Source organism: uncultured Succinivibrio sp. (assembly GCF_902756765.1).
Taxonomy (GTDB): Bacteria; Pseudomonadota; Gammaproteobacteria; order Enterobacterales; family Succinivibrionaceae; genus Succinivibrio.
Genome location: NZ_CACVSS010000078.1, coordinates 1 through 9,832, shown reverse-complemented (window position 1 = coordinate 9,832; position 9,832 = coordinate 1). Strand labels below are relative to the sequence as shown.

Sequence of the window (9,832 nt, the reverse complement as noted above, 5' to 3'; positions counted from 1 at the left end):
GCAGTAAAAGATGAACTAATGATGTGTAATAATGATTTCATAATAATTCTGATTTTTTGTTTCTTAAAGAACGACCAACGGGGCATTATATAACAATTGCCAACAGATGATGAAAAAAAGCATAACTGTTTTTTGTATTAAGTTCAGATTAGTCCAACATTCACTTTGAATACAGTCACAAAACTGTTCATTTTTTATATCTGTACCTATTGGGACATATAAACTTAAGAGAAATGTTAGTGAAATTCGGAGGCTTAAGGTTTATGAAAAATATGAAAAAAACATTGGTTGTACTTGCATGTTCTGTGTTCATCGCAGGTGGCAAAGAAAGGTGATGAAGGTGTTACAGAACTGTATCAGCGTAATGTACTGGCCTTATCATGGATGCAGAATGCCGCAGAATACAGAGCTCTGTGCTATCAGGCATACAACGGAGCATATGATCATATCAAGGCTTCCCTAAAGCAGAAAACCGATAAACCTCGTGCCATTATTCTTGATCTTGATGAGACCGTAATTGACAATATAGCTGCCGAGGCCACCATTAACGCTGTAGCAAAGGATGGTAAGGAATTCAATGATGACTGGCTTGCCTGGGAGAGTATGGCCAGTGCTGACGCAATGCCTGGCGCAGCCGAATTCCTAAAGAAGGTCGATAAGCTTGGAGTTCAGATTTTCTACGTAAGCAACCGCAGCTGTATGAATGTTGATTTTACCAACAAGAATCTTAAGAATCTGAAGTTCCCTATGAAGAATAACATTAAGTGCAAGGACAATACCTCAAACAAGAAAGCACGCTTTGACAAGATCCTCGAGAAGTACAATGTTGTTGCCTTCCTTGGTGACAACGCTACTGATTTCCCAATCAGCATTTATGGCGTCAGTGGTCTTGACCGCAACAAGATTGTTGATAAGAACTCCAGCCAGTTCGGTGTTAAGTACTTTGTACTGCCAAACCCTGTATACGGAGAGTGGTACAGCCAGATTGATCCTAACCTTTTAAAGCAGTCCAAAAAGAAAATGGTTGAACTGGTAGATAAATCAGTTAAGACTGATTCCGCCTTAAAAAAAGCTATTTCCAAATAGCTCTCCTTTCTGAAAAATCAGCCTTTTTTGCAGTATTTTCTGAATATTTGCAAAAAAGGTTGTTAATCTCCTGTAAATAAGAGAAAATACACGCTGTTTAAGAAATGGCGTGCAGGATCTTTTTTACAGAATTCCTAAAAACAATATCCATAATCATCAATAACATAAGAATCATCCGCAGCTGCCTGCAGATATCTCTGTAAAGAGCTGCCTGGACCACTTCCTTATTACACAGGGCTTGTGGTCATCTACTGAAAGATCCTTTTTTCTTTGTGAAATTGTATTTAACAGAAATTTTAAAATGGCTGATAAAAATTTATTAAATGAAATTAGCAAGCGTAGAACCTTTGCTATTATTTCTCACCCTGATGCCGGTAAGACCACAATTACCGAAAAAGTTCTGCTGTTCGGTTCAGTAATTCAGCGTGCAGGTGAAGTTAAGGCTCGCGGTTCAACCGGTACTTTTGCCCGTTCTGACTGGATGGATATGGAAAAAGAGCGTGGTATCTCTGTTTCTACCTCTGTTATGCAGTTTCCTTATAATGGCTGCACTGTAAATCTTCTGGATACCCCTGGTCATGAGGATTTCTCTGAAGATACCTACCGTGTGCTTACTGCTGTTGACTCCTGTCTGATGGTTATTGATGCCGCAAAAGGTGTTGAGGAGAGAACCCGTAAGCTGATGGAAGTAACAAGATTACGTACCACTCCTATTCTAACCTTCATGAACAAGCTGGATAGAGAGACACGTGATCCTCTGGATCTTCTGGACGAGGTTGAGACTGAGCTTGATATTCTGTGTGCTCCTATTACCTGGCCAATCGGTTCAGGAAAGACCTTCCGCGGTATCTATCATTTATTAAATGATGAAGTTATGCTTTATCATTCCGGTGAGGGCTACCATATTCAGAAGGCTCAGACTGTAAAAGGTCTTGATAATCCCGAGCTGGACTCTATTATTGGTGAGGATGAGGCTCAGAAGCTTCGTGATGATATCGAGCTGGTAAAAGGTGCCTCAAACGAGTTTGATCTGGATCTGTTCCTGCAGGGTAAGCTTACTCCTGTATTCTTCGGTACCGCTCTAGGTAACTTCGGTGTTGACTGTATGCTTGATGGTCTGACCAACTGGGCTCCATCTCCTCTTTCAAGAGTAGCCGATGAGCGTGAGGTAGTTGCATCAGAGGATAAACTTACAGGTTTTATCTTTAAGATTCAGGCTAATATGGATCCTAAGCACCATGATCGTATTGCCTTCATGCGCATTGTTTCTGGCTCATATCACAAGGGAATGAAACTGTACAATGTTCGTCTGGGCCGAGAAATGATTGTTTCAGATGCTGTTACCTTTATGGCTGGTGAGCGCGAACAGGCTCAGGTTGCTGTAGCAGGAGATATTATCGGTCTTCACAATCATGGCACCATGAGAATCGGTGATACCTTTACTGAAGGTGAGGCTCTGCACTTCAATGGTATTCCAAACTTTGCGCCTGAACTCTTCAGACGTATTCATCTGAAGGATCCTTTAAAGCAGAAACAGCTTCAGAAAGGTCTGATGCAGCTTTCTGAGGAAGGTGCTGTTCAGGTTTTCAGACCTATAATTAATAATGATCTGATTGTGGGCGCAGTTGGTGTTCTGCAGTTTGACGTGGTTGTTTCAAGACTGAAGCATGAGTATAACGTTGATGCAAAATATGAGGCTGTTGCCGTAACTACTGCAAGATGGCTGAGTTCAGAGGATCCTAAGGCTCTTAAGGAAATCTCAGACAAGGTTCCTCAGTCAATTGCCCTGGATGGCGGTGATAATCTGACCTTCCTTGCAACTTCTGGAGTTAATCTGAATCTTAACATGGAAAGATATCCTAAGGTTAAGTTCAGCTCAACAAGAGAGCACTAAATGCTTTTTGACGCACATCTTCATGCCGGTATGTTCCCTGATATCGGGGCTACGGTCAGGTGTGCGTTAAATTCCTCTATTACCCCTGTTCCTGTAGGTATTCATTTAAAAGAATCACAGAATACCTTAAACGTTCTTGAAAATACCTTTCCTTCCATTCCCGTTTTTGTAGGAATTCATCCGTGGTACATGCAGGAGTATCCTTTTGAAGAGGCTCTTTTTAATTCTCTTCTAAGTTCTCCTCTTGTTAAGGGAATAGGGGAATGCGGACTTGATAATAAGATTGAGGTTCCACTTGATGAGCAGATAGAGCTTTTAGATATGCATCTTGCTGCAGCCGTGAAACACGACCTGCCGGTTAATCTGCATATAAGAGGCTATCATGGGGAGCTTGTAAGGGTACTGAAAAAATATCAGGGGGCTGTTCGAGGAGTTGTTCATAACTTTACCTTCTCCTATGAGGTGGCCAAAAATTATCTGGATTTGGGAATGTATCTTTCTGTGGGCTCTCATGTAATCAATCCCTCACAAAAGATGTTTCAGGTGTTGAATTCTGTTGGAGCTGAGCATCTGCTTTTAGAAACGGATGCTGACTACCTTCATACCGGAGAATATGATCCAGAACAGCTCAAAAGTTCTTATAAATCATTAAGTTCGATTTTAAATCTGCCAGCTGATAAGATTGAGCGTCTAATTGAAGTTAATATAAAAAATCTGTTGAGAATTTAGTTATGAGTTATGTTTTTATTGTTAAGAAAGCCGAACACTTTAACATAGATGCAGTAGGGGAGCATTTTGAAAAGCTGACCTCTGTGAGGTTAAATAAAATTAAATCCAGAAAATTAAATTCTCATGTAGGCGGCCTTTTCTCCTGTGAAGTTTCAGAGACTGAAGTAAGAAGCAAGATTAAGCGACTTTTAGAAAAGGAGTCCATTGATTTTGATGTCTGGTGTTCTGAGTCCTTTCCTACCCTAAAGCGCAGAGGAGAAATCTGTCTGGATATGGATATGACCTCTGTACAGATTGAAGGCATTGATGAGATTGCAAGACGCTTAGGTGTTTTTGGAAAGGTTTCCAAAATCACGGAACAGGCTATGCATGGAGGAATGGATTTTACCGAGTCCCTAAAGCAGCGAGTGGCTCTGCTTGAAGGCGGTTCAGCCCGGGTGATAGAAGATGTTAAGTCTATTATGAACGAGACAGACGGTCTAGATCTTCTGATGAATACAGTTACAGAACACAACTGGGTAAAAGGCATCTGTTCTGGCGGTTTTGAACAGCTTATCTGCGTACTGGAGAAAAAGTACGCTCTTAATATGGTCTGCGCAAACTCTCTTGAAATCAAAGAGGGCAAACTTACCGGAAGGGTAGACAAGCGAATTGTTGATGCAGAAGTTAAGCTTGAAGGTGTGCTGGAGCTAAAAAAACGTGAAAACATCGACGCATCTCAGATAATTGTATTAGGTGACGGTGCAAATGATCTTAAAATGATTGATGGCGCAGCTCTGGGAATTGCCTATCATGCCAAACCACTGGTTCAGAAACTGGCCCCAGCCTGCATAAATCACTCTGATCTGACAGCTGTGGCACTGTTACTATTACTGAATTCTTAATTTTATGGCAAAACCAAAAAGTATCTTTATCTGTTCTGCCTGCGGGGCAAAATACTCTCGCTGGCAGGGTATCTGTTCTGAATGCGGCGAAGCTGCAACCATTTCCGAGACTCTTGTTGATAATGCTCCAAATCCTGGTGCCAAGGTTGTTGCACGAGCTTTAAACGGTTTTGCCGGAGCTTCAGGTTCTGGTATCTGCTCCTTATCAAGTGTTGATTTAAGTGTAAGACCAAGGATTTCCACCGGTTTTAGTGAATTCGACCGAGTTTTAGGCGGTGGTATAGTAAGCGGTTCTGTAACTTTAATTGGCGGTAATCCAGGTGCTGGCAAATCAACTCTTCTACTACAGACTGTCGGTCGTTTATGTCTTTCCCATAAGATTCTGTATGTAACAGGAGAAGAGTCTCTGCAGCAGGTGGCTATAAGAGCAGCACGACTAAAAATCGGAACTGACAGAATTCGCATTGCCGCAGAAACCTCAATTGATGCCATCTGTGAGATGGCCAGTGTTGAACAGCCTCAGGTACTGATTGTTGACTCTATTCAGGTAATGCATGTAAACGGCATTGAATCAGCTCCCGGCTCTGTGTCACAGGTACGAGAGGGAGCTGCAGCTCTGACTCAGTTTGCCAAAAGAACAGGTATTGCTGTTTTTATGGTTGGTCATGTAACCAAGGATGGTACTCTGGCTGGTCCTAAGATTCTGGAGCACTGTGTTGACTGCTCCATTATTCTTGAAGCCGGAACTGATATGCGATACAGAACTCTGCGCTGTCAGAAGAACCGTTTCGGAGCTGTTAATGAGATCGGTGTTTTTGCTATGACCGATGAAGGGCTCAAGGAAGTTAAGAATCCATCTGCTATTTTTTTAAGCCGGCAGGAGACGGTAGCTCCCGGCTCTCTTGCTATGGTTACCTGGGAAGGAACCAGACCTTTGCTGGTTGAACTTCAGGGACTCGTAGATCTTTCCCTATACTCGAACCCAAGAAGACTCTCTTTAGGCACTGATCAGAACCGTTTATCAATGCTTCTCTCTGTACTGCATCGTCATGCTGAATTTTCTCTTGGCGATCAGGATGTCTTTGTGAATATTGTAGGAGGAGTCAAGGTTGAGGATACTTCAGCTGATGTTCCTTTAGCTATGGCTTTAATCTCATCATTTAAGGACAGACCAATAGACAAAGGCACTATTGCTTTTGGTGAAATTGGATTAACTGGAGAAATCCGTCCGGTTCCTTACGGACAGGAGAGAATAGCAGAAGCTGTAAAGCAGGGCTTTGTCAGAATTGTGGTGCCTTACGATAATGCTCCAAGACGCAGATTAAACAATGTCGAAGTGATTCCTGTGCGCAGAGTAACCGACCTCTTTAATCTTATTTAAAGAGGCTTACTGAATTTTCTTTGAAAAAAAGTGCATGAGTAAAAAAAAATCTCCGCAAGCGGAGATTTCTTCTTAACCTGAGACTATTGAGTGAACAAGTCTCAGGGCGATGATCAGACGATCTTCATTCTTAAATCTTACCTCTAAAGCCTTGCCGATGGATGCGAGATCTTTCTGTACAGTCGCCATCTTTGCTTCATTAAGATCCTCGGCATACTTATCTGTAAATTTCATTAAATATTCTGTGGTGTCTTCTATTCTTGGAAGAGTTCTGTGGGCGATTGAAAGTGAACGACCAGAAGCATTTTCAATGAGTTCCAGAATCTTTGGGAAGAGGTCGAAGTGACCGTGAGACATGTAATCAACCAGCTGATCACAGAATTTTGTTACATCCTCATAGGAAGGGTAACAGACTTCATTCTTGTTAGAACTTCTTGATACAGATACGTTGAGAATTTTCATATACTGAATCACCAGCTCCTTGCGGGCCTTGATCATGTCATTGATCCAGTTGTACTTATCGTCAACCTTCTGAAGGGTAGTGTTGAAGTTCTTACCAAATTGTTTCGAGGACATACGAACCTCCTTTGTTATTGTTGTTAAGTTAAAATTAACATAAAAATCAGATAGTAAAACGTGGCAAAGTTCAAAGAATGAAAAGTATTGAAACATCAAAAGTTAAAATTGTAGATTTAATCTAAGTTTTTGGGCTTTTGGAAAGCCCTTTTTTATGCTGATTCTGAAAATTTTGTTTCATTTGAAAATTATTATTCGTAATTTCTGAAATAAATTTTCGTATCCTCTTGCTGTCTGAATGCACAGAAAAGGATGCTTAGGTGAAGTAATTACTTTTTTTACAGCTACCTCGGAATTACCTAAGATATACCTTCTTGAGGTGAATAAAATATACAAAATTATATGAAAAGAAACGTTTTTTTCTTATAATGAGAGGCTGTTAGTTAGAGGATAAAAAATTGGCAAAATATACACTGGATTCACTTCCTGTAGAGCTGGATAAATATAAAGTTATTACCTTAGATCTTGATGACACCCTTCTTCGCTCTGACAAGAGTATCAGCGAAATCAACAAACGCGTTCTGCAGAAAGCTCAGCAGCAGGGCTTCTCCATAGCAATTGCTACCGGAAGACACCCTAAAAGTGCTGTACGAGTAATGACAGAGCTGGGCTGTCTTAACGAGAACTCATATGCAGTCTGTTTTAATGGCTCCTGTGTGGTCAGACTCTCTGAGTATATTGAACATAACAGTATTGTTGGCTATCCAACTGTTTTCCGTACAACAGCCTCAGGAAAGCTTGCCAAGGTTGTTACAGCCTTTGCTCATTCAATCAAAGGCGCAAGAGTTCATGGTTATTCTGTAACCCGAGGTCTTGTTATTGAGGATCACAACCCTTATACACAGATTGAAATTGATACTTCTGATGTTGGCTTTGTGGAAGATGATTTCATGAAGATTTCTGATCATGAAGAGTTTTTCAAGGTTATGATCGTCGGAGAAGAGAAGGTTATAGACGAGGTAAAATCAAAACTCCCTGAAAGTCTTACTAGTGTCTTCAATGTTGTTCGCTCAAATCCAAACTTCCTTGAATTTATTCCTAACAAGTCTTCAAAGGGTACTGGTCTTAGAAGCCTGTGTATCAGACTTGGTTATCCTGTTGAGCGCTCCATCGCTTTTGGTGATGCTGAGAATGATCTGCATATGTTAGAGACTGCAGGTCTTGGCGTAGCCATGGAGAACGGTTTTGACGTGGTTAAGGCAGCTGCTGATGTGGTTACCAAAACCAATGATGAAGATGGTGTAGCTTTAGTTATCGAGAAATTTTTAAAGTAATTTATGTTTAAACTTTCCATTTTTAAAAACGAAGATAATTCTGAAAAACTAAGAGAAAAATATCATGGAGCAGACAGTCTGCCTTTAAAGGTTTCGATCAAGGCTGGCTGGAGAATGATTAAACTGTTCTGGGGATCAAAGGACAGTCTATTTGCCTGGTTTCTGCTGATGTGTATCATTGCTCTTACCGGTGGAGCCATTTACCTGGCCAAGGTTATCAACACCTGGTACAAGGAATTTTGGGATACGATTCAGAATTATGATCTGGAAGGTTTTAAATATCAGCTGATGGTCTTCGTGGTACTTGCAACCATTCATGTTGTTGTATCTGTATACAATTCCTATCTGCGCTCAAAGCTTGCCATCCACTGGCGTAAATGGTTTACCAGTAAGGTAATTCATGACTATATTGATGCTGACACCTACTATAAGATGCAGCTTGAGGACAGAAAGACTGAAAACCCTGATCAGCGTATTTCAGAAGATCTGAACGGCTTTGTGGGAAGCAGTATCTCTCTGATTTTAGGAACAGCTTCTGATCTTGCTATGCTCGGAACCTTTGGTGTTGTTCTATGGGACCTGTCCCATGCTGTAACCATGACTTTATGGAACGGTTATGAACTGCATCTTCCAGATGGCTATATGCTGTATCTTGCCTGTGCCTATGCCTTCATCGGTACTCTTCTGACTTTCTGGATCGGAAAGCCTCTGGTAAAACTTAATTTCCGCCAGCAGCGCTATGAGGCGGACTTCCGTTTCTCTCTGATTCGTGTACGTGAAAACGCTGAATCAATTGCTCTTTATAAAGGTACAGATTCTGAAGAGAAGATTCTTAATGTAAGTTTTTTTGATGTTGTAAAAAATTATATCAAGCTGATTAAGAGAGAGAAGAAACTTGGTTTTTTCACATTAGGCTATGCTCAGACAGCGGTTATCTTTCCGATTCTGATTTCCGCTCCTATGTACTTTGCTAAGGTAATTACCATGGGCAGTATCATGCAGATCAATTCTGCCTTTGGTCGTGTGCAGGATTCACTGTCTACTGTTATCAGTTCATTTTCATCATGGGCAAGCTATAAAGCCGTTACAGACCGTCTGGCTTTATTCTTTGACAGTATGGATTCAAGTCTTGGAATTCTGTGTCTTGAATCAAAGAAAGGGGAGAGTTCGGAATTTGAGGTTTCAAAACTGAATGTAGCTTCTCCATCTGGAACTCAGTTGTGGAAGAACATTGACTTTAAGTTGGCAAAAGGAGACTCTTTACTTATCAGAGGTCCATCTGGATGCGGTAAGTCAACTCTGATTAAAACCTTTGCAAGCATCTGGCCATATGCTGATGGTGATGTGATTATTCCTAAGGATGCTAATACCCTATTCCTGTCTCAACGCCCTTATCTACCTTTAGGAACACTGCGAGAGGCTATTTCCTATCCTGGACAGCTTTCTTCTGACGGCTCAATTGAGCATTATCTAAATGAACTTAACCTTTCTCATTTAATCACTAATCTGGATGTGAAGGATAACTGGTCTTCAATTTTGTCATTAGGTGAACAGCAGCGTATAGCCATCATTAGAGCCCTACTGATTAAACCTCAGCTTCTCTTCCTGGATGAGGCCAGCTCTGCAATGGATGAGAAGATTGAACAGAAATCTTATAAGCTGCTGAAGGATAATCTGCCTGACACCATAATGAGCTGCTGAAGGATAATCTGCCTGACACCATAATGATTAGTGTTGGACACCGTTCATCTCTTCTTGGCGTTCATAGATACGCTCTTCTATCCGAAGATGACGCATCCTGGAAGTTTACAGAAACTTCAGCTGTCTAATCTATATCTATAGGCGTTTGCAGGTTATTCTATCTTTTCTGATTGAATACTATGTTCGAAAAAAAGGCTTTGCTACCTGGCCGTAACTTTGTTAATTTAAACACATAACGGAATTAAATTTTAAGGAAAAGTGCATAAACATAAGCTTTTCCTTTATTTTTGTATTATAATATAAACAT

Annotated in this window: 8 protein-coding genes; 7 read left to right on the top strand and 1 reads right to left on the bottom strand. The window is 40.9% G+C overall.

Going from position 1 to position 9,832, the window contains the following annotated elements; translation table 11 throughout:
• Window positions 1-318 precede the first annotated feature (318 nt).
• The 5 genes from QZU45_RS09655 (at window position 319) to radA (ending at window position 5,974) form a co-directional block, all read left to right on the top strand.
• On the top strand, window positions 319-1,086 hold the full coding sequence (locus QZU45_RS09655; RefSeq protein ID WP_295354713.1) for an HAD family acid phosphatase: 768 nt from the start codon (window positions 319-321) through the stop codon (window positions 1,084-1,086).
• A gap of 301 nt (window positions 1,087-1,387) precedes the next feature.
• Window positions 1,388-2,980 (top strand): peptide chain release factor 3, encoded by a 1,593-nt coding sequence (gene prfC / locus QZU45_RS09650; RefSeq protein ID WP_295354710.1) that lies wholly within the window; start codon window positions 1,388-1,390, stop codon window positions 2,978-2,980.
• Entirely contained in the window at window positions 2,981-3,709 is a 729-nt protein-coding gene (locus QZU45_RS09645; RefSeq protein WP_295354707.1) for a TatD family hydrolase, read from the top strand.
• A gap of 2 nt (window positions 3,710-3,711) precedes the next feature.
• Entirely contained in the window at window positions 3,712-4,593 is an 882-nt protein-coding gene (serB, locus tag QZU45_RS09640; protein WP_295354704.1) for a phosphoserine phosphatase SerB, read from the top strand.
• 4 nt (window positions 4,594-4,597) lie between these two features.
• Window positions 4,598-5,974 (top strand): DNA repair protein RadA, encoded by a 1,377-nt coding sequence (gene radA, locus QZU45_RS09635; protein ID WP_295354701.1) that lies wholly within the window; start codon window positions 4,598-4,600, stop codon window positions 5,972-5,974.
• Between the two features lie 72 nt (window positions 5,975-6,046).
• On the opposite strand, the gene QZU45_RS09630 is transcribed toward radA, so the two are convergent.
• Window positions 6,047-6,550 carry an Rsd/AlgQ family anti-sigma factor gene (locus QZU45_RS09630; protein WP_295354698.1) on the bottom strand — a complete coding sequence of 168 codons (504 nt, stop codon included), beginning with the start codon at window positions 6,548-6,550 and terminating at the stop codon, window positions 6,047-6,049.
• Between the two features lie 398 nt (window positions 6,551-6,948).
• On the opposite strand from QZU45_RS09630, the gene QZU45_RS09625 reads away from it, so the two are divergent.
• Together QZU45_RS09625 and QZU45_RS09620 are read left to right on the top strand one after the other, a co-directional pair.
• Window positions 6,949-7,824, top strand: a complete 876-nt coding sequence (locus tag QZU45_RS09625; RefSeq protein ID WP_295354695.1) for a Cof-type HAD-IIB family hydrolase — start codon at window positions 6,949-6,951, stop codon at window positions 7,822-7,824.
• A gap of 3 nt (window positions 7,825-7,827) precedes the next feature.
• The gene (locus QZU45_RS09620) at window positions 7,828-9,525 is read left to right on the top strand and encodes an ABC transporter ATP-binding protein/permease (RefSeq protein WP_295354692.1); all 1,698 of its coding nucleotides are present in this window, start codon (window positions 7,828-7,830) and stop codon (window positions 9,523-9,525) included.
• Window positions 9,526-9,832: the final 307 nt, after the last annotated feature.

Coding starts and splice junctions, on each gene's coding strand:
- prfC (WP_295354710.1), top strand. CDS start 1,388: ATGGCTGATAAAAATTTATTAAATGAAATTAGCAAGCGTAGAACCTTT.
- QZU45_RS09645 (WP_295354707.1), top strand. CDS start 2,981: ATGCTTTTTGACGCACATCTTCATGCCGGTATGTTCCCTGATATCGGG.
- serB (WP_295354704.1), top strand. CDS start 3,712: ATGAGTTATGTTTTTATTGTTAAGAAAGCCGAACACTTTAACATAGAT.
- radA (WP_295354701.1), top strand. CDS start 4,598: ATGGCAAAACCAAAAAGTATCTTTATCTGTTCTGCCTGCGGGGCAAAA.
- QZU45_RS09630 (WP_295354698.1), bottom strand. CDS start 6,550: ATGTCCTCGAAACAATTTGGTAAGAACTTCAACACTACCCTTCAGAAG.
- QZU45_RS09620 (WP_295354692.1), top strand. CDS start 7,828: ATGTTTAAACTTTCCATTTTTAAAAACGAAGATAATTCTGAAAAACTA.